Genomic DNA, 20,206 nt, shown 5'->3' with positions numbered 1-20,206 from the left:
GCCGGTCATGCGGCCGACAGGTTGCGTACCGCGATCGACGCGACGTCGACGCGCTTTGGCAGGATCGCGTCCGCGGCTGCGCGGTCGGCGACACGCTGCAGCACGTCGATATCCGCGCCGGTGACGCCGCGCTGCGCGAGCGCCGCCCGGCGCACGATGTCGGCGGCCGCATCGCGCGGCAGACGCGTGAGCGACGCATAGACGGCCGCGTAATCGACAGGGTGCGACAAGGCCCACTGGCCGGCGCGCGCCAGCCGCGCAAGCACGTCCGACAGCGCCGCGCGCTTCGATCGATCGGCGAGCGTGTCGACCGGCGACGTGAGGAACGCGAGCCCCGAATTGATCCCGCTGCCGTCGCGCACGATGCGCGCACCGCGCCGCACCACGTGCCCGTAATACGGATCGAAGGTCGCCCAGATGCCGATCTGCTTCGCCTCGAACGCGGCGAACGCATCGACCGGCAGCACGAAGCGCACGTCGACGTCGCCCGGTGCGAGGCCATGTTCGCGCAGCGCGCCGTACAGCTGGTATTGCGAGATGCTGCCGCGCGCCGACGACACGACGACGGTGCGCCCCTTCAGGTCGGCGACGGTCCGCACCGGCGAATCGGGCTGCACGACGATGCCGAGCGACGCCGGTGAGCCGACGCGCGTCGCGACGATCCGCAACGCCGGATCGCCGAGCGCGGCCGTCAGGACGGGCAGGTCGCCGGCCGGCGCGAGATCGATCGCGCCCGCGCGCTGCGCTTCGAACAACGGTGCCGCGCCCTGGAAATTCGCCCAGCGAAACCGGTACGGCACGCCGTCGAGCACGCGTGAGGCGTCGGCCAGCGCACGCAGGCCGCCGGCCTGATCGCCGAGCACCAGGGTGACGTTCGACAGGTCGGGGTCGGCCGCGCGCACGGGCAGTGCGGCGCTGCCGAGCAGCGGTGCGGCGGCCAGGGCGGCCACGCGCAGCAGGGCGCGGCGGCGGGCCGGGGCGGGGGAAGAAGTCATCGACGGCGGGTCCTCGGTGATCCGCGCGCACGCCGCGCGGCTGCCGGGCAGGTTACGGAATCGGTTTCGCGCCGGCAAACATCGAATCGCGAAATGCTTATTCGTTTATTCGCGTGAGTGCGGTGCATGGCGGCGGGGAGAGGCCGAGGCCGCGGCTGCCCCGGCGCCGTTCATGTCGAGCCTGCTGGCCGGCGATCTCGCGCAGGCGCTTGCGCACGTGCCGCCGTCGGCCTCGCGTACGCTCGCGAATGCGGCGCCCGTGGCCTGTGCGCGCGGATTCGCCGCCGCGCTGACGGCGAGCGGCGTGCTCGCGCTCGCTGCCGCCGCCATTGCATGCAAATTGCTTGCGCAACCGATGCGCGATGCGTGACGCATGCCGCGATGCGCGCACCCCCCCGTTGCACGCGACGGCGCCGAGCCATCGAGCGTGCGATTCAGCGCGGCTTCGTCGCGAGGCGATGGATGCGCGCCGCGCGCGCGACGCGCGATTGCCGCGATGAACCGCAATGCGTCGCCTGCCGGCGGCGTGTGCGCCGCGTCGCTTCGGGCGGGGCATCGGCAATCGGCGCGTTCGTTCGCGTGTCCGCATCCGCGTCCACGTTCGCGGCGACCGCCGCAACGGACGGCTGTGCGGCCTCCGCGTCGAGCCAGCTGCGCGTCGCTTCGGCGATCAGTGCGCGCAGCCAGCGCACGCCGTCGGCGCATGATCCCGCTTCGTTCCACGTCATCCGGTACACGATGTCGGGCGGCTCGGCCGGCAGCGCAACCGCGCCGAGCGGCAGCAGCTTCGCGTAGTGGCGCGCGAGCCGGTACGTGGTGGTCAGGATCAGGTCGGAGCGCACCAGCGCATGCGCGGCGAGTTCGAAGTGCGGCAGCGTGACGACGATCCGCCGCTGCAGGCCGACGCGTTCGAGCTGCCGGTCGATCGCGCCGGATGCTTCGAGCCACGACGGCGTCGGGCACAGCTGCGGCGCCTGCGCGAATTCGGCGGCCGTCATCGCGCCACGCCGCGCGAGCGGATGCGTCGCGCGCATCAGGCACACGACGCGATCGTCGAACAGGTCGTCCTGCCGGAACCGGGACGAGCGGGCGGGACGGTTGTCGATCACGACGTCGAGCTCGCCATCGGCGAGTGCCCGTTCGTCGTCGAAGCCGTCGCCGAGCGGATGGAACACGAGCTGCGCGTTCGGTGCGCGTTCGCGGAACAGCGCGACGAGCTTCGGCACGAACAGCACGTTCAGGTAGTCGGGGCAGCCGATCCGGTAGGTGCGCACCGACGTGCGCGCGTCGAAGGTCGGCTGCTGGATGCGGATGAAGTCGATCACGCGCAGCGCGTTGCGCAGCGGCTCGATCAGCCGCGCGCCGAACTCGGTCGGCACCATCCCGTAGCGGCTGCGCACCAGCAGCGGATCGCCGAGCAGCGTGCGCAGGCGCTTGAGCGCGGCGCTCGTCGCCGGCTGCGACATGTTCAGCCGCACGGCTGCGCGCGACACGGTGCGCTCGGTGAGCAGCACGAGCAGGATGCGCATCAGCCGCGCGTCCAGCACGTCGAGCGCGCCCGTTGCGTCGGACGCGTCGAGGGCAAGGCCGTTCGGCTCCGGTGCGTCCCGCATGTCGCTACGCGTTTGCGCGGCCCGTCATCTGGCGAAGGTGCCCGGCCAGCCGACGATCCGCTTCGGACGCGGCGGCGCATACGTGCGCAGCTTCGACGTCTTCAGCTTCAGTCGCACCAGCGACTCGGCGAGGGCGACTGCGGCCGACACGCCGTCGACAACGGGCACGCCCGTGCATTCCTCGATCTGCCGGTCGAGGCCGGCCATCCCGCCGCAGCCGAGGCAGATCACTTCCGCGTGATCGTCCTTCACCGCGCGCGCGGCCTGGTCGACGATCGACTCGATCGCGCGGGCCGGGTTCTCCTCGAGTTCGAGCACCGCGAGACCGCTCGCGCGCACCGACGCGCAACGCGCATCGAGTCCGGCGAGCTTCAGGCGATCCTCGATCAGCGGCACCGTGCGGTCGAGCGTCGTGACGACCGAATAGCGGTGGCCGAGCAGCATCGCGACGCTCGCGGCCGCTTCGGTGATGTCGACGACGGGCACCGTCAGCAGTTCCTGCAGCCCTTCGCGGCCGTGTTCGCCGTAGCCGGCCTGGATCACCGCGTCGTATGGCTCGTCGTAGCTCAACACGCGGTCCATCACGGCGATCGCCGCGAGGTAGCTCTCGAAGTTGCCCTCGACCGACTCCGCGCCGAAGCGCGGCGTCAGCCCGACGATCTCCGTGCCGGGCGATGCGGCGGCGCGCGCTTGCGCGGCGATGGCGTCGGTGATCGATTCGGTCGTGTTGACGTTGACTACCAGGATTCTCATCGGTGCACTCCGTATGCTGCGTTCAGTGTCGGGCGCAGGCGACCGCGATGTGTTCGCCCGAGCGCTCCTCGTATTGCCGTTTGCGATCGGCCGTCAGCCAGTACACGCTGCCCGCGATGGCCGCGCCGAGCAGCCAGGAGAACGGCGTCATCGCGCTGAAGGCCGGCACGACGGCGAGCGTGATCGAGATCAGCGCGGACGGCACGAGGGCCGCAAGCGCCTTGCGGTTCACGCCGCGCGTATGGAAATAGGCGCCGGTCGGCGCTTCGGTATAGAGATCCGGCACGTTCACGCGCTGCTTGCGCACGAGCCAGTAGTCGACCGTGATGATGCCGTACAGCGGGCCGAGCAGCGCGCCGAGGCCGGACAGGAAATAGACGATCACGACCGGGCTGTTGTACAGGTTCCACGGCAGGATCAGCACCGCGACCGTCGCGCTGATCAGGCCCGCGCGGCGGAACGTCAGGCGGTGGGGCGCGAGGCTCGTCAGCACGAAGGCCGGCGCGACGAAGTTCGCCATGATGTTCACCGCGACCGTCACGATCAGGAAGGCGAGGCAGCCGAGCACGAGGAACAGCTTGTTCGGCACCGTCGCGATGATTTCCGTCGGGCTGTGGATGATCTGGCCGTTCAGCTTGAACTGCGCGCCCGCGAGCACGAAGCTGATCGCCGCGAACACCAGAATGTTCACCGGCAGGCCCCAGAAGTTGCCGACCCGCACCGTCTTCGCACTCGGCGACGAGCGCGCGAAATCGCAGAAGTTGAGCACCAGCGTGCCGTAGATCGCGAGCCACAGCGCGCCGCCCGCGAACACCTCGATCCACATCTTCAGGCCGGTCATCGGCTTGCCGATCGACATTGCAAGATGGCCGCCGGTGCGGCTGAACATCCATGCGGCGAGCGACAGCGTCGTGACGAGAATGACCGGGCCGGCGAGCCCCTCGTACTTGCGGACCATCTCCATCCCGTAAGCGAGGATGCCGATCTGCACCAGCCAGATCGCGACGAACGTGATCCAGCCGAGCGTGGACAGCCCGAGGATCGCATCCTGGTCGAAGGCGGCGAGGCCTGGCCAGATCGCGGTGAGCAGCACGCGCAGCACGACCGATGCGAGATAGGTCTGGATTCCGAACCATGCGATCGCGATCACCGCGCGGATCATCGCGGGCAAGAGCGCGCCGTAGATGCCGAAGCTCATCCGGCTGATCACCGGGAACGGCACGCCGGTCTTCTGGCCCATGTAGCCGGTGAGGTTCATGAAGCAATACACGAGCACGGCGCCGATCGCGAGCGACGCGAGCATCTGCCAGCCCGACAGGCCGAGCGCGAACAGGCCGATCGCGAACGAGTAGTTCGCGATGTTGTGCACGTCGTTGGTCCACAGCGCGAAGATGCTGTAGCGGCCCCAGGTGCGGCCCTCGGCCTTGGTGGGCGCAAGGTCGGAATTGTGTAGTCGCGGGCTCAGCGCGGGATCGCGCGTGGCCCTATCGGTTCGATGCAATGCGTCGTCCGCGCCGGGCACGATGCCCGCGCGGTGGGTGGCTTCCAGTTGCACGCCGTGTCTCCTTCCATGTGCGGGGCGCGAACCGGCAGCGTGTGCACGCAGCGCGGGCCCGGCCGCCGTGGACGTTATGTCTCGGATTTGTTCGCGAGTATGGGCGGCGGGCACGGCGATGGGAAATTAAATATTCGGGTAGGCGTCATTTGAAAAATGAATGGGGCTGGATCGGCGGCGAGGCATGCGAATTGCGTATTGGCGGGCTCCATCCACATCGACATCAGCGGAGGTGTCATGCAGCGATATTCCATTCGTCACGTATCGCGGGCCGTCTTCGCCGGCATCCTGATCGCCGGTCTGGCAGCGGGTGCGGGTTGTCAGAAAAAGAGCGACACGGGCACCGGCGCGAGTTCGGACACGAGCGCCACCGGCGGCATGGCGCCGGCGCCGTCCACCGCACCGTCGGGCATGCCGGGCAGCGGCGCGGCCGGCGGCGAGGCGAGCATGCCGGGCGCGGCATCCGCGCCAACGGGCGCAAGCGGCGGCTGATCGGCGGGTGCGCGCGGCGTGCGCGGGCAGGTTGCCCGTGTGCCGCCGTGACGGCATTGCGGCTCGGTACGTGCGTCCCAGGACGCGCGGACAGTGCGCCGCGCGTGAAAGATTTGCAAGGACCGTTGTAGCGATTCCCGGCGCGGCGCCGGCATGCGTCATGCCGGCGCACGCCGTCGGGAGCAGGAGGTGCGATGCAGAACGCGGAATCGAATCCAACCCCGGAACAGCAGCGAGAACAGATCGAGAAGAGCCCGGTGAAGACGCCGGCGGCCGGCGACATGCCGGATGCGGCGACCCAGGCTGCCGAGGTCGCGAAGCGGCCGCTGACGCCGGAGGCGGTCGCGGCGAAAATGCCGACCGGCCTGCCGCCGATCGACGTCGACGCACATGCGGTCGACAGCGGCGACCCCGTGCGTCGCGCGGCCGGCCGGATCGTCACGCTGGACAACGCCAATATGGCGATGACGGACAACACCGTCGACGTCGACGGCAAGGGCCTGGAGGCGCGCGCAGGCGCGACCGAGTGGCACGACAACGTGATCTATTCGAACGCGTCGCTCGACGACGCGGTCGACACGCCCGACGAAGGGCTCGGCGGGATCGAGAGCCGGCCGGGCGGTAACGTGCCGCAGATCGCGACGCGGCCGGGCTGGCGCGTCCAGTATGTCGGCGACGTCGATGTCGAGCATGGCGACAGCACGCGGGCTGAGCACGTGATCCGCCTCGAGCGGACCGACTGACGTATCGACGGGTGCCGGGCGGACCGCCGGCCGGCGGTCCGCCGATGGCCATTACTGCGGGCCGAGTTCCTGCGCGGACGTGTCCGCATCGTTGCCTTGCGCGACGAGCACGTGGACGTCGTTCGGTGTCACGTCGCCGATGCCGCCCGACGGAATCGTCACCAGCAGCCAGTCGGCGTTGTTGTTGATGCTCACGGGCGCGGTCTTCAGGATCGGCGTCTTGCTGCCGGCCGTCGTGACGATCACCTGGTAGCTGCCGCCGTTCAGGTAGATCGAATCCTGTCCGGAGGCCGGCACGGCGTTCTGATATGCCGCGCCCGCCAGCGTCGGGCTTTGCGCGTTGATGTCGGTGCCGGGAGGCACGACGTACACGTCGACGTTCTGCGCGTTCGGCGACGCGTTGAAGCTGCGCACGCGCGCCTTGTCGGACAGGAGCTTCTTGTCGAACGGATCATCGATCACCGAAATCGCCGACGACGTGCTGGGCAACGCGATCGTGGTGTAGTGATGGCCGTTCGCCGCGCCGAAGGATTGCGACGCGACCGTCGCGGTCGTGCCCGAGATGTCGTAGCTTGCGGTCGTCGTTCCCGAGTCGATGTCGTGATAGCGGGTCACGCCCTTGTACGCGACACCCGACGCGTCGACCTTCGCATTCAGGTAGTAATCGAGATTCGGGCCCGCCGGCACCGCGTTGATGAAGCGCGCCTGCGGTTTCGAGATACCGAGTTCGGTGCCGACGTCGTTGCCGTCTCCGCCGCATGCCGCGAGCACGGAAATGACCGAGCACAGGGCCACTATCGTTCGAATGGATTTCATTGTCGTCCTCTCGTTCAGGGAGCCTGGTTGCGATGCGGTGTTGCCGCGCGAGGCATCGCGCGGTACGCAGCGCCGGATTGAAGGAAGGAATTGCCGTCCGCCGGGGTGGCGGGCGCACGGATGTCGCAAGCGACGTGCCCGCGCGACGGAATCGGCGCGCGCGCCCGTATGGCGAAGGTGTGGCACGCAGTGCCGTTGCGTGCCGTGCCGGATCGTGCGAGTCCGGGTTGCATGCTTGTAAAAAGGCGATGCAACCAGCGAGAGAGCGACGCGCGCCGCAAGGGCGTTTCAAACGTCGTCCGTTGTGCGCTGCGGGCGACGATTTTCGCGCATATCGTTGCGTGCGCATCGATATGAGGAGAATCGTGCAGTCGCGCGACGACCTGGCGCCGCCGCGCGCGTGATGTGCATCAGCGATTCACGAGCTTCGCCGGATACGCGAGCGCGAGTGCGCAACCGACCAGCATGCATGCGGCGAAGGCATACAGTCCCGCGCTTTGCGAATGGAACGTGTCGCGCAGCCAGCCGATGAAGTAAGTGCTGCCGAAGCCGCCGAGGTTCGCGATCGAGCATGCGAACGCGATCCCGCCGGCCGCGGCCGAGCCCTTCAGGAACGTGGACGGCAACGCCCAGACGACCGGCATCGCGGCGGCCGCGCCCGCGTTGATCAACGAGAACAGCAGCACGGTCGCGAGCGTGCCGTGCGACGACGCGGCGGCAAGTGCGAGCGCGACGGCCGACACCAGGAACGGCACGACGATATGCCAGCGGCGCTCACGCGCACGGTCGGAGCTCGCGCCGCAATAGAGCGTCGCGAGAACGGCCGCGGCATTGGGGATCACCATCAGCCAGCCGATGTGATACGCGTCCTTCACGCCGGTGTCGCGCAGGATCGTCGGCAGCCAGAAGCTCACCGCATACAGCCCGAGCAGCACGCACAGGTCGATGAGACCGAGCGCCCACACCCTCGGGTCGGTGAATGCACGGCCGAGCGCATGGCTCTTGTTGCCGGACGGGTCGGCGTCGAGGTTCGCGCGCAGCGCGCGCTTTTCGTCGGCGTTCAGCCAGTGCGCGGTTTCGATGCCGTTGGGCAGCCAGCGCAGTACCGCGAAGCCGAGCAGCACCGACGGCAATGCCTCGAGCAGGAACAGCCACTGCCAGCCGCCGAGCCCGTGCGCGCCGTCGAACGCGCGCATGATCCAGCCGGAAATCGGGCTGCCGATCATGCTCGACAGCGGCAGGCCGACCATGAACAGCGCGACGATCCGCGCGCGGCGCGCATCGGGATACCACTGCGTCAGGTACAACAGCACGCCGGGCAGGAAGCCGGCTTCGGCGGCACCGAGCAGGAAGCGCACGACGTAGAACTGCATCGGCGTCTGCACGAACATCGTCGCGCCCGACAGCAGGCCCCACGTGATCATGATCCGCGCGATCCACATCTTCGCGCCGACGCGCTGCAGCACCAGGTTGCTCGGGACTTCGAACAGGATGTAGCCGCCGAAGAACAGGCCGGCGCCGAGCCCGTACACGGTGTCGCTGAACTTCAGCGCGTCGAGCATCTGCAGCTTCGCGAGCCCGATGTTGATGCGGTCGAGATAGGCCGCGAAATAGCACAGGCAGAACAGCGTGATCAGGCGCAGCGTGACCTTGCGGTAGAGCGCGCCGTGCAGCGTGTCGTCGGCGGAGACGGCGGCGCTCGGGTGTGCGGTAGACATGGGATTGCCCCTGTTCGAATGTGACGGATGAAGTGGGTGGCCGTTCGACGCGAGCGAAGATTCACCGCGCGCTGGAGTCTGTATAGCACGCCAATTACATAGCGTACACACTAGAAAATACGGAATCGCACAGGCATGAAAACGGATGGATGAAGATCGCTCGATGGGCCGGATAAACCTCATGTTTTTCGAGGAATTATTCGGAAAAATGCACGTATCTCCGTGAGCGTCATGAACGGGTCGGGATGCACGAAATTCGTGCGTATGCACTCAAAAGTGAAGTGTATGCACGCAAGTGCTCCGGCGCTGCGCATACGTGCGTCCGGCTTCGTGCATCCGGCGACCCGCCGAACGGCGCGAATGGCTGGCCCCGCGGTGCGATTTTCGTGAGCGGGCCTGCACGGTCGGGCAATCGTCAGGTGAAAGACGGAAAGGGCGCGACGAACCTGACGTACCGCAAGGAAGCGGCCGGCGCGCGAACGATCGTGCCGATTCGAGGGTGTACACTGCTTGCCTTTCTCATTCATGCCGCGCGGGCCCTCATCTTCATGGCGTCTTCCAAGGATTCCTACGACTTTCACGACCAGGTCGGGCACCTGCTGCGCCGCGCCTACCAGCGGCACGTTGCGATCTTCCAGGAAGCGATCCCCGATTCGGACCTGACGGCCGCGCAGTTCGTCGCGCTGTGCGCGGTCAAGGAAAAGCAGGCGTGTTCGCTGAACGACATCGTCAAGGCGACCGCGATCGACCAGGCGACGATCCGCGGCGTCGTCGATCGGTTGAAGACGCGCGCGCTGATCGAGGTGCTGCCCGACCCGAACGACGGCCGCAAGCTGATCGTGCGCGCGACCGCGGCAGGCCTCGCGCTGATCGACCGCACGGTGCCGTTCGCGCGGCAGGTGACCGAGCGCACGTACGGGCCGCTCAATCCGGGCGAGCGCGTCGCATTGCAGTATCTGCTGCGCAAGATGATGGAGGCCGACGGCGACGCGTAACGCGCGGCGCGGCCCGGCTCTCGACGCATACCACCCTTACACGGCGCGTGCTGGGACAGGCGCTTTCCTACCGGGAAGCCGGCCGGCCTCGCGAAGCGCGGCGCGCACCGTTTCGGGCGTGAACGGCGGCGCGTAGAAGCGCACGCCGGTCGCGTCGAACAGCGCGTTCGCGACGGCGGCGGGCCCCGGCACCGACGCCGATTCGCCCGCGCCGAGCGGCGGCTCGCCTTGCCGCGGCATCAGCACCACGTCGACCTCCGGCACTTCGTCGAACGTCAGGATCGGATAGCTTGCCCATTCCCGCGACGCGACCTTGCCTTCGGCAAACCGCACACGCTCCTTCAGCGTGCGGCTCAATACCTGGATCACGTTGCCGTGAATCTGGTGGCGCACGCCGTCCGGGTTGATCATCGTGCCGGTGTCCTGGCCGACCGTCACGCGTTCGATGCGGATTTCGCCAGACACGCGATCGACGCTCAGGTCGACGATCCATGCGGACCATGCCGCGCCGAAACCGGGGAAGCGACTGTGCACGTAGCGCGCATACGCGACGCCGCGTCCGCGCACGACGCGCAATCCGTCGTGTTCATGGTTGCGGCCCGCACGCGGCGTCCAGCCCGCGCGATCGGCCACGGCCTGCAGCAGTTCGCTCGCGCGCGTGTCCTTGAGATGCCGAAGCCGGAACGCGAGCGGATCGATGTCGACCAGCGCCGCGCATTCGTCGACGAACGCGTCGTGCGCGAACGAGTTCGGCAACGCCGACACGCCGCGCAACCACGATGCGCGCACGAGCGGCGCGAGATCCTCGCAGACTATGCGACGGTTCGGGCTTTCATACGGCGACACGGCCGTGCGGTCGCCCATCTCGAATACGCGCGGCTCGGGCGCGATCGCGCCGGTCAGAAGCGTCGCGAGCAGCGGCGCGTCGTTCGACGGATAGCGGGTCGTGAAGTCGTAGCCCAGCAGGCGGCCGTCGCGTGTCACGGTGCCCGTCACCCGCATCAATTGCCCGGCGCCCTTCGGTTCCCACAGATGTTCGTCCGCGCGTGACAGTTGCACGCGCACCGGACGGCCGACCGCGCGCGACAGCAGCAATGCGTCGCCGCATACGTCGTCCGCGCCGTTGCGGCCGTAGCAGCCGGCTGCTTCCATTCGCACGATGTCGAAATCGGCCTCGTCGCGCGCCACGAGCGTCGCGAGGTCGTAGCGCAGCGATACGGGGTTCTGCGTGCCGGACCATACGGTGATCCGGCCGTCGCCCGGCGCGCGATAGTCGGCGAGCGCGCACGACGGGCCGATCGAGCCGTGCATCTGGAACGGCCAGGCATAGGTGCGCGACACCGTGATCGTGTCGGGTTGCGTGCGTGCCGCGTCGACGTCGCCTTCGTCGAGCAGCACACGGCGTTGCGCGGGCGCGGCGGCGATCGCGGCCGCGGGCGTATCGAGCGGCGGCAGCGCGGGATGCGGCCGCCACGTGACGCACAGCTGGCGCGCCGCGCGGATCGCGTGTTCCTCGCGCTCGGCGACGACGCCGACGAAATCACCGATCGCGACGACCGCGACGAGCCCCGGCACGTCGGCGACCGACGCGCGATCGACGTCGACCAGCGACGTGCCGACGAACGCGCCGCTGTCGTGGCCCGCATACGGCGGCCGCACGACGCGGCCATGCAGCATGCCCGGCACGCGCATGTCATGCACGAACGTGAGCTGGCCCGTTGCTTTCGCGGGCAGGTCGACGCGCGGCGACGATCGGCCGACGATCCGGTAGTGGGCGGGGTCCTTCGTGCGGGCGCTCGGATCGAGCATCAGCGTGACGCGGTGCCCCGCGACGAGCGCGGCGAACGTCGCGGCGTGCCCGTGTGCCGGCGCGGAGATCGTTCCGTCGTCGATGCTCAACTGCGCGAGGTCGACACCGAAACGCTCGGCGGCCAGCGCCAGCAATGCGTGCCGTGCCTGAGCGGCCGCGCAACGCAGCGGCGTCGCGGAAATCTGGATTGTCGCGCTCGCGATGGTCGGACCCTGGTTCGGTGTCGCGGCCGTATCTCCGAGCACCATCGTCACGCGCGCGGGCGGCACGTCGAGTTCCTCGGCAACGATCTGCGCGAGCGACGTGCGAATGCCGGTGCCGAGATCGACGTGGCCGTTGAACGCGAGGATGCGTCCGTCGTCGAGAATCGCGACGAACACCTCAGGCAGCGCCGGCACGTACGACGACAGGCTGCCCGGTTGGCCGGGCGCCGGCTTGACGGGCGGCGCGGGTGGCCGGAGCACGGTCAGGCAGCCGTCGCGCGCAAGCAGTTCGGAGCGGTTCACGATCGAGGTGTCCTGTCGGGGAGGGGAGGTCGGCGGGCGCGCGGGCTTTGGTGCGCGAACGCGGCGTGCCGCGCGCGGGGTGACGGCCTGGGCTTGCGCGACGGCGCACGCGGTCAATCTAGGTCGCCAAAACCTCAGCGTCAATCACGGGCGGGTGAGGGTGCGGGCGACGGCCGGGCCGCCGCCCGCGCGGCGCGGCGGCTCAGCGCGCACGCACGTCATCGATTGCCGCGATCGCATCGTCGAGCGGCATCACGGCCGCGTATTTCTGCTGCATGTCGAACAGGTTCGCGTCGTGCGGCGCAATCGCGCGATCGCCGACGCAATCTGCGATCACGAGCGGACGGAACCCGTGCGACATCGCGTCGACCACGCTCGCGCGCACGCAACCGCTCGTCACCGCGCCGGCAACGAGCAGTGTTTGTACCGCACGCTGCGTGAGCCAGGGTGCGAGCTGCGTGCCGAAGAACGCCGACGGCACGGTCTTGCGCACGACGAGTTCGCCGGCGGCGGGCGTGAGTTCGGGCACGATCGCGCTGTTCGGATGGTGCTCGGTCAGCGTCGCCATGCCCGGCACCTTCAGCGAGAACACGTTGTCGTCGCTGCCGTCGTCCGCATACACGATGCGGCTGTGCGCGACCGGCCAGCCGCGTTCGCGCGCGAGCGCGAGCGCCCGCGTCGTGCGCGCGATCGCCGGCGCGATGTTGCCGCCGCCGAACGTCGCGGGATCGGCGAAGCCGACCACGAAGTCGACGATCAGCAGCCCTATGTTGCCGTGCGGCGGCAGCGGCGTGCCGAAACCCTGCTGGCGGTAGACGTTCGCTTCGGCGTGGTGGGAAAGATCGGTCATGGTGTCGGGCACTCGTCTGTCAGGCGGGTTGATCGGTCACGCGGCCTTCGCGCACGACGGTCTCGCCGTCGAGTTCGACCGTACAGCGGCGCAGCGGGATGTCGATATGGCAGGTCGTCGTGCGGCTGCCGCCGCCTTCGTTGTTCGGGCCGAGCGAGAACAGGAAGTTGCCTTCGAACGCGCGCGCATCCATCCCGATCGTCGCTTCGCGGTCGTACAGGCCGAGCGTCGACCAGCGGGCGCGCGGCTGCAACCCCCAGCCGATGTGCGAGATCGCATAGCCTTCGGGGTCGGCGAAGGTTTCCATGTAGTCGCGCAGCAGGTCGGCGTCGACGCCGCCTTCGATGCGCGTTGCGTAACCGCCTTCGACGGTCAGCGCGATCGGCTCGCTCACGTAGTGCTTCTGAGGCAGCAGGATGTCGCCGCGGTCGATCACGATCGTGCCGCGTGCGGTGCGGTCGTTCGGGTAGGTCAGCGCGAAGCCGCTCGGCCAGTGGTCCCAGCGGCCCGGCGCGTCGACGAAGCCGTATTCGGCCGTCGGCGGAAACTCGCCGAGCGGGCATACCAGCGCGGTGCCGGCGGCCGACGTCACGCGCATCTCGCGCGCGGCAGCGATTTTTTTCGCAGCGGCGAGCACACGCGTACGGTCGGCCAGCGTCGGCACCATGCGCACCAGCACCTCGGGCGGCTCGACCGCGAGCAGGATCTTCGTGCCCGCTTTCAGGATGTCGTGCTGTTCGGGCGAGAACAGCAGCGTCATCAGGTCGAGCACGAGGTCGCTCTCGCGCAGCGCGGCGATCGCGGCCTTGTTGCCGGTCAGCGGCGTCGTGCCGAGATACGCGAGCGGGTCCCGGCTGAACGCTTTGTCGCCATTGACGGGCGGCAGGTCGAGCCGGTTGACGATCGCGCCCATCGATTGCGTCGCGATCAGCGCGCACGACAGCGTCTGCGGATGGGTGGCCGCGCTCGTCAGGATCGTGACGGTCTGGCCCGGTTCGAGGCGCGACAGCGTGAGGACCTGCTTCCACGCGTCGATCAGTTGGGTATCGCTGACTGGCATCGTCGGCTCCGGTAAAGGCGTGAGAGAAAGGGGCGGGCGCCGCGCGATCAGGCCGCGAGCGGCGCGCCGAGGAAATCGCGGAACGCCGCGTAGAAGCCCGCCGCGTTGTCCCACGGAATCATGTGGCCCGCGTCGGGCACGCGCACGTGCCGCATCGACGGCGTCGCGCGCTGCAGTTCGGCGACGTCGTCGTCGCGCACCACGTCGCCGCGCTCGGCCGTGATCAGCAGCGACGGCACGGTCAGTCGCGCGGCATCCGCGTGGAAGTCGTCGGTGTGGAAGCCTTCGTATGACGTGCGCACCGCGCGCTCGTCGCAGGTATGCAGCCATTCGGCGCGCAGTTGCAGTTCGGCATCGGTCCAGGTCGGGCAGAACGCGCGCATCCCTTCGGCGTCGGTGCCGGCGCGCGCGAGCGCCATCGAGTCGATGTACCACGGCAGCTTGCCCGGATAGTCGCGGCGCTTCGGGCCCGACACCGGGGGATCGACGAGTACGACCGACTCGAGCCCGCCGATGCCGCGCAGCGCCGCGCGCGCGGCGATCCGCGCGCCCATCGAATGGCCGACGAGGCTCGTGCGCGGCAGGCCGAGTGCGGCGACGAGCGCCGCGACGTCGTCGGCCTGCGCGTCGAGGCCGTAGTCGAGCGACGGCGACGCGTCGGACAGCCCGCGGCCGCGCACGTCGAGCACATAGGTGTCGAACGCCGCGCCGAACACGTCGCCGACGAAGCCCCACGTGATCGCGGGGCTCGTGATGCCGGGAATCAGCACGATCGCGGGGCGCGACGCGCGTGCGCCCGTCGCGCCGCCGTAGCGCAGATAGTGCTGGCGGATGCCGTTCGCGCGGACGTTCGCGCCGTACAGGAAAGTCGAGGGCATGGAGAGGCTCCGAAGTGGCGGGATGCTCAGTACGCGCCGGACAGCAGCGCGCCGGCGCCGGGTACGACCGGTTCGAGATCGAGTTCGCGCAGCATCGCGTAGGTCGTCGCGATCGCGGCCGTGATCACGGGCTTGCCCGTCATCGCCTCGACCTTCGCGACCGCCGGCAGCGACGGCATCTGCACGCACGCGGACAGGACGATCGCATCGGCGTCCTGGTACGGCAGCGTCTTCACGATGTCCGGCAGGCGTGCCGGGTCGTGGCGGCCGACTTCGAGGTTGTCGGGAATCTCGAGCGCGCGGTACGCGATCACTTCATAGCCTTCGTTGCGGATGTAGTCGACCACGAGTTCGGTCAGCGGCAGCATGTACGGCGCGACCACCACGATGCGCTTCGCGCCGATCACCTTCAATGCGTCGACGAGCGCGCCCGCGCTCGTCAGCACGGGCGCCTGCGCGCCGTTGTCCGCCGTGTGCTTCGTGAGGCGCGCCTGAGACACGCGGTGATAGCCGTGGCCCATCGCCATGATCGCGACGAGGCACGCGTAGCCGAGCACGTCGACGCGCGCATCGCTCAGCTCCACCGCGCAGCGGTCGGATTCGGCATCCATCGCCGCGAGTTCTTCCTTGACGACCTTCTTCATCCGCATCCGGCTCGAGTGATACGTGAAGCGCTCGGGCCGGATCGCCTCGCGCAACCGCAACATGGCGGGAATCTCGGTTTCCATCGTCGTGTTGGAACTCGGCACGATCTGGCCGATGCGGTAGATCTTGTTCATGACGGGAGGCTCCGTGTCGGTAAGAGTGGGGCGGCACGCTGGCGCGAGATCGCCTAGTTTCGAGCAAAGTCTAGTGTGTACATTTGAAAATGACAATGGATCAAAAAGATTTTCGTCCGGCCACCATCGTTGATGGGTGCATTAATTCGCGAATTTATTGGTGTTTTCCCGAATAACTGGATTGCCAAAAACAATCCGCTTGTCCTGAATAAATGGAGTGTGTACGCTACATACACGCCATTCAATCCGCCCGTTCTCGTACCGCGTTCGGCGACGGGCTCACGATCAGGAGATCCGCATGAGCAAACCCCGTATCGCAATCATCGGCGCCGGTCTCGGCGGCACGGCCGCCGCGGCGCTGCTGCAGCGCCGCGGCTACGATGTCGCGCTGTACGAGCAGGCGCCGGCGTTCTCGCGCCTCGGCGCGGGCATTCATCTCGGCCCGAATGTGATGAAGATCATGCGGCGCATCGGCTGCGAGGACGCGCTGGAGAAGATGGGTTCCCATCCGGATTGCTGGTACAGCCGCGACTGGCGGACGGCCGACGTGCTGTCGAAAATTCCGCTCGGCGACTACGCGCGCACGACCTATGGCGCGAGCTACCTGACCGTGCATCGCGGCGATTTCCATGCGTTGATGACGCAGGCGGTGACGCCCGGCACGATCCGCTTCGGCAAGCGGCTCGCGTCGGTGGAGGACACCGGCGACGCGGTGCGCCTGACATTCACCGACGGCAGCGTCGAGACGGCCGACATCGTCGTCGGCGCGGACGGCGTGAATTCGCGGATCCGCGAGCATCTGCTTGGCGCGGAACCGCCGCGCTATACGGGCTACGTTGCGCATCGCGCGGTGTTCCCGGCATCGCTGCTCGGCAACAAGCCGTACGACATGTGCGTGAAGTGGTGGTCGGAGGATCGTCACATGATGGTGTACTACGTGACCGAGAAGCGCGACGAGTACTACTACGTGACGGGCGTGCCGCAGGCCGAGTGGCCGGAAGGCGTGTCGATGGTCGACAGCAGCCGCGATGAAATGCGCGAAGCGTTCGCGGGTTTCCATGCCGACATCCAGCATCTGATCGACGTGTCGCCCTCGATCACCAAGTGGCCGCTGCTCGAACGCGACCCGCTTCCGTTGTGGAGCCGCGGCCGTCTCGTGCTGCTGGGCGATGCGTGTCATCCGATGAAGCCGCACATGGCGCAGGGCGCGGCGATGGCGATCGAGGATGCGGCGATGCTCGCGCGCTGTCTCGACGAAGTCGGCATCGGCGATCACGCAGGCGCGTTCGCGCTGTACGAGGCAAATCGCGCGGCACGCGCGTCGAAGGTGCAGCTCGTGTCGCACAACAACACGTGGCTGCGCACGAACGAGGATCCGTCGTGGGTGTTCGGCTACGACGTGTTCGACGTGCCGCTCGTGTCGCCGTCGCCGTCGCGCGGCAACGTGGCGGCTGTCGCCTGACACGCGCCGTGTCCGAGCCGGATGCCACGCCGCCGTATCGTCGATCGATGCCACGCCGCCGTATCGTCGATCGATGCGGCGATACGCGCGCATTTCGGCGTGTTATACCTGAGCGCTGTGCGCGACGCCGGCCATCGCGAGCCGGCGGCCGTGCCCGCCGCCGGCCCCAGGCATCGGCCCGCCGGTCTTCCGGCCCGCGCCCCCATTCCGGACCCGTTCATGTCCCATCCCGCTTCCCCGTCGCGGCCGCTCGCTTTTCGCGTGAACGGCATGCCGCATACGTTCGACGCAACCGCGCCTGACGCGCCGCTGCTGCTGATCCTGCGCAACGACTGCGCGCTCAACGGCCCGAAGTACGGCTGCGGATTCGGGCAGTGCGGCGCGTGCACGGTGCTGGTCGACGGGCAGGCCACACGCGCGTGCGTCGTGCCGGCCGCCGCCGCGCACGGGCGCGACGTGACCACGCTCGAAGGGCTCGGCGCGCGCGAGGCGCCGCATCCGATCCAGCGCGCCTTCATCGACGAGCAGGCCGCACAGTGCGGCTATTGCCTCAACGGGATGATCATGAGCACGAAAGCGCTGCTCGACCGCAATCCGTCGCCGGACGATGCAGCGATCCGCGACGCGCTGCGCTTCAATCTTTGCCGCTGCGGCACGCACCTGGAGATCATCCGCGCGGTGCATCGGGCCGCGCGCTATCTGCGGGACGACGGCGATGAAGCATGACCCGAGCGTGCTCGCGCAGCCCGAAACGGATGCTGGCGATGTGCGATGCGATGAAGTGGCGGTGGGTTCGGCGCGGCGTGCGGACGACGCGGCGCGCATGCATCGCGCGCGTTACGAGTGGCCGATCGGCGATGCGCGCGCGCAGGCGTCGTTCGATGTCGAAACACGGACCGCCGCCGACGGCCGGATGACGACGTGGCGCTATCGCGCGCAGGCCGGCACGGTGGCGGACGCGCGGCGCGCGACGGCGGAGGGCGGGGCGTCGACGCCATCGTCGCCGTTCGTCTATCGACATGCGCAGACGTCGATCGAGATGGCCGACACCCACTACACGATTCCCGGCCACGCGCACGCATTCGCGCGCGAATCGTTCGTCGACGAGCTGGCCGGTGCGCTGAAGCGCGATCCGGTCGCATTGCGTCTGCAGCATCTCGATGCGTCGCGCGATGCAGGGCCGCGCGAGATTATCCGGATGGTCAGCGAACGCGCCGCGTGGGGCGAACCGGCGACGGCGCGCATGCCTGACCGCTTGAGCGGACGCGGCTTCGCGTTCGACGGTGCGGGTGCGTCCGATGCGTTGTCCGCGGACGAAAACCCGCAAGCCGATGCGGGCGGTGACAACGCTCCCCACTGGTCCGCGTGGGTCGTCGATCTCGACGTCGATCGCGCGACGGGCGACGTCGCGGTGCGCCGCGTCGTCGCCGGGCAGGGCGCGGGCGAACCCGGGCAGGCGTCGATGGCGGGCTTGCCCGCGTGGCAGATCGAGGCGGCGATTTCGCGCGTGATGGGCGCGCGGCTGTCCGCACGGCCGGCGCATGACGAGACCGGCGGCGATGTCGCGCCGGATGCGATCGCGCATGAACTCGTTGCGTTCGACGACGCCGCGCCGGGCGCGGATCGCATCCGGTCGCTGTCGGCATACGATGCGCAACGGATCGAGCAGGCCGCTGCGCCGGCCGCGGCTGCGATCGCGAACGCGCTGCATGACGCGACGGGCGTGCGTTTTCGCGCGCCGCCGTTCGATGCCGCGCGCATTCGCGAGGCACTGGCCCGGCCGGCGCCGGTCGATTCAGGTGCGAGCCATTCCGGCACGCCGCGTCGTGCGTCATCGCGCTGGCGCCGCTGGCTGGCCGGTGGCGGCGCGGGCGGGGTGGTCGGCGGGCTGATCGGGCTCGCGTGCGCGATCCTGCCGGGCCCGGCGCCGATTGCGCCGGTCGCGACGGGCGGCGCGGACAGCGCGATGTGGAGCGCGGCGACGCTCGAACGCGGCCGCCTGATTGCGCTCGCCGGCGATTGCGCGGTCTGTCATACCGCGCCCGGCGGGGCGCCCAACGCGGGTGGTCTCGCGCTCGACACGCCGTTCGGCACGATCTACACGACCAACATCACGCCCGATCCGGAAACCGGCATCGGCGCATGGTCGTATCCGGCGTTCGCGCGTGCGATGCGCGAAGGCATCGGCCGCGACGGATCGCATCTGTATCCGGCATTTCCGTACACCGCGTTCGCGAAGCTGAGCGAGCCCGACCTGCTCGCGCTCTATGCCTATCTGATGTCGCAGCCGCCGGTGACGCATGCACCGCCGAAGACGAAGCTGCCGTTCCCGCTCGACCAGCGGCGCCTCGTCGCCGGATGGAACTGGCTGTTTCACGATGCGCGGCCGTTCGCACCCGACCCGGCGCGCTCCGCGACGTGGAATCGCGGCAAGTATCTGGTTGACGGCGCCGGGCACTGCGGCGCGTGCCACACGCCGCGCAACGCACTCGGCGCGGAACAGGGCGGGCGCGCGTACCTGGCCGGCGGCGAGGCCGAGGGATGGGTCGCGCCGCCGCTCATCGCGTCGCCGGCGTCGCCGGTGCCGTGGACCGAAGGCGCGCTGTTCGACTACCTCCGCACCGGTTTCTCTGCCCAGCACGGCGTCGCGGCCGGGCCGATGGCGCCGGTCGTCGCGGGGCTCGCGGCGCTGCCCGAATCGGACGTTCGGGCGATCGCGCATTATCTGACGTCGCTGTCACCGCCCGTCGATGCGGCCATGGCGGCCGACGCGGCGACCCGCCGTGCGCACGGTGCGGAAGCCGTCGCGACACTCGGCCTCGAGAGCGGCCGGCGTGCGTTCGATGCCGCGTGCGCGGTGTGTCACGCGGAATCGGGCGGGGTCGGGCATTTCGGCGTGCGTCCGCTGATGGGGCTCAACACGAGCGTCAGCCAGGCGGCGCCCGACAACCTGCTGCGTGTGCTGCACGACGGGATCGACCATCCGGCCACCGACGCGCTCGGCTACATGCCGGGCTTCCGCGACGCGTTCGACGACCGGCAGATGGCCGAGCTCGCCGCATATATCCGCGCGCGCTACGCGCCCGGTCAACCGGCGTGGCAAAACCTGGAGGAGGCCTCGGCGAGAATCCGGCAGGCGCGCTCGCACTGACCGGCGCACGTGAAGAAGGCGCACGGCGGT

17 protein-coding genes and 1 pseudogene are annotated in these 20,206 nt (G+C 69.0%); 7 read left to right on the top strand and 11 right to left on the bottom strand.

Going from position 1 to position 20,206, the window contains the following annotated elements; translation table 11 throughout:
* Positions 1-5 precede the first annotated feature (5 nt).
* Complete coding sequence (locus tag WS66_RS08300) at positions 6-995, bottom strand: ABC transporter substrate-binding protein (RefSeq protein ID WP_059598819.1); 990 nt, start codon at positions 993-995, stop codon at positions 6-8.
* 151 nt (positions 996-1,146) lie between these two features.
* Here WS66_RS08300 and WS66_RS08295 point away from each other — a divergent pair.
* Positions 1,147-1,365: pseudogene (locus WS66_RS08295) on the top strand (MFS transporter); the annotation flags it as partial.
* A gap of 64 nt (positions 1,366-1,429) precedes the next feature.
* Here WS66_RS08295 and WS66_RS08290 read toward each other — a convergent pair.
* The 3 genes from WS66_RS08290 to WS66_RS08280 are packed head-to-tail and all read right to left on the bottom strand — an operon-like array spanning position 1,430 to position 4,916.
* A complete protein-coding gene (locus WS66_RS08290; RefSeq protein WP_059598771.1) occupies positions 1,430-2,608 on the bottom strand; it encodes a LysR family transcriptional regulator in 1,179 nt (392 codons plus the stop codon).
* Positions 2,609-2,632: 24 nt separating this feature from the next.
* The gene (locus tag WS66_RS08285) at positions 2,633-3,361 is read right to left on the bottom strand and encodes an aspartate/glutamate racemase family protein (RefSeq protein ID WP_059598772.1); all 729 of its coding nucleotides are present in this window, start codon (positions 3,359-3,361) and stop codon (positions 2,633-2,635) included.
* A gap of 22 nt (positions 3,362-3,383) precedes the next feature.
* A complete protein-coding gene (locus WS66_RS08280; protein WP_108064637.1) occupies positions 3,384-4,916 on the bottom strand; it encodes an NCS1 family nucleobase:cation symporter-1 in 1,533 nt (510 codons plus the stop codon).
* 237 nt (positions 4,917-5,153) lie between these two features.
* Here WS66_RS08280 and WS66_RS33585 point away from each other — a divergent pair, with 237 nt between their 5' ends.
* Together WS66_RS33585 and WS66_RS08265 are read left to right on the top strand one after the other, a co-directional pair.
* Positions 5,154-5,408 carry a hypothetical protein gene (locus tag WS66_RS33585; RefSeq protein WP_082728785.1) on the top strand — a complete coding sequence of 85 codons (255 nt, stop codon included), beginning with the start codon at positions 5,154-5,156 and terminating at the stop codon, positions 5,406-5,408.
* A 194-nt stretch (positions 5,409-5,602) separates the two neighbouring features.
* Positions 5,603-6,151, top strand: coding sequence for a DUF3005 domain-containing protein (locus WS66_RS08265; protein WP_059598773.1), 549 nt, complete (start codon positions 5,603-5,605; stop codon positions 6,149-6,151).
* Positions 6,152-6,202: 51 nt separating this feature from the next.
* On the opposite strand, the gene WS66_RS08260 is transcribed toward WS66_RS08265, so the two are convergent.
* Positions 6,203-6,967, bottom strand: coding sequence for a DUF4397 domain-containing protein (locus WS66_RS08260; protein WP_059598774.1), 765 nt, complete (start codon positions 6,965-6,967; stop codon positions 6,203-6,205).
* Positions 6,968-7,377: 410 nt separating this feature from the next.
* Positions 7,378-8,685 (bottom strand): MFS transporter, encoded by a 1,308-nt coding sequence (locus tag WS66_RS08255; RefSeq protein ID WP_059598775.1) that lies wholly within the window; start codon positions 8,683-8,685, stop codon positions 7,378-7,380.
* A gap of 548 nt (positions 8,686-9,233) precedes the next feature.
* On the opposite strand from WS66_RS08255, the gene WS66_RS08250 reads away from it, so the two are divergent.
* The gene (locus WS66_RS08250; RefSeq protein ID WP_059598821.1) at positions 9,234-9,680 is read left to right on the top strand and encodes a MarR family winged helix-turn-helix transcriptional regulator; all 447 of its coding nucleotides are present in this window, start codon (positions 9,234-9,236) and stop codon (positions 9,678-9,680) included.
* 36 nt (positions 9,681-9,716) lie between these two features.
* On the opposite strand, the gene WS66_RS08245 is transcribed toward WS66_RS08250, so the two are convergent.
* From WS66_RS08245 to WS66_RS08225, 5 genes are all read right to left on the bottom strand, one after another.
* The gene (locus tag WS66_RS08245; RefSeq protein WP_059598776.1) at positions 9,717-11,996 is read right to left on the bottom strand and encodes a xanthine dehydrogenase family protein molybdopterin-binding subunit; all 2,280 of its coding nucleotides are present in this window, start codon (positions 11,994-11,996) and stop codon (positions 9,717-9,719) included.
* A gap of 202 nt (positions 11,997-12,198) precedes the next feature.
* Positions 12,199-12,846: an isochorismatase family protein gene (locus WS66_RS08240; protein WP_059598777.1), complete on the bottom strand. Its 648-nt coding sequence runs from the start codon at positions 12,844-12,846 to the stop codon at positions 12,199-12,201.
* 19 nt (positions 12,847-12,865) lie between these two features.
* On the bottom strand, positions 12,866-13,906 hold the full coding sequence (locus WS66_RS08235; protein WP_059598778.1) for a hypothetical protein: 1,041 nt from the start codon (positions 13,904-13,906) through the stop codon (positions 12,866-12,868).
* Between the two features lie 47 nt (positions 13,907-13,953).
* Positions 13,954-14,784 carry an alpha/beta fold hydrolase gene (locus tag WS66_RS08230; RefSeq protein WP_059598779.1) on the bottom strand — a complete coding sequence of 277 codons (831 nt, stop codon included), beginning with the start codon at positions 14,782-14,784 and terminating at the stop codon, positions 13,954-13,956.
* A gap of 26 nt (positions 14,785-14,810) precedes the next feature.
* Positions 14,811-15,563, bottom strand: coding sequence for a maleate cis-trans isomerase family protein (locus WS66_RS08225; RefSeq protein ID WP_059598780.1), 753 nt, complete (start codon positions 15,561-15,563; stop codon positions 14,811-14,813).
* Positions 15,564-15,861: 298 nt separating this feature from the next.
* On the opposite strand from WS66_RS08225, the gene WS66_RS08220 reads away from it, so the two are divergent.
* The 3 genes from WS66_RS08220 (at position 15,862) to WS66_RS08210 (ending at position 20,176) form a co-directional block, all read left to right on the top strand.
* Entirely contained in the window at positions 15,862-17,025 is a 1,164-nt protein-coding gene (locus tag WS66_RS08220; protein WP_059598781.1) for an FAD-dependent monooxygenase, read from the top strand.
* Between the two features lie 219 nt (positions 17,026-17,244).
* Positions 17,245-17,751: a (2Fe-2S)-binding protein gene (locus WS66_RS08215; protein ID WP_059598822.1), complete on the top strand. Its 507-nt coding sequence runs from the start codon at positions 17,245-17,247 to the stop codon at positions 17,749-17,751.
* A complete protein-coding gene (locus WS66_RS08210; RefSeq protein ID WP_059598782.1) occupies positions 17,741-20,176 on the top strand; it encodes a c-type cytochrome in 2,436 nt (811 codons plus the stop codon). The genes WS66_RS08215 and WS66_RS08210 overlap by 11 nt, the downstream gene beginning before the upstream one ends.
* Positions 20,177-20,206: the final 30 nt, after the last annotated feature.

It is taken from the genome of Burkholderia sp. LA-2-3-30-S1-D2 (assembly GCF_001523915.2).
Classification (GTDB): Bacteria; Pseudomonadota; Gammaproteobacteria; order Burkholderiales; family Burkholderiaceae; genus Burkholderia; species Burkholderia diffusa.
The sequence above is the reverse complement of the archived record's forward strand: the minus strand, read 5'-3'. Positions and strand labels throughout refer to the sequence as shown.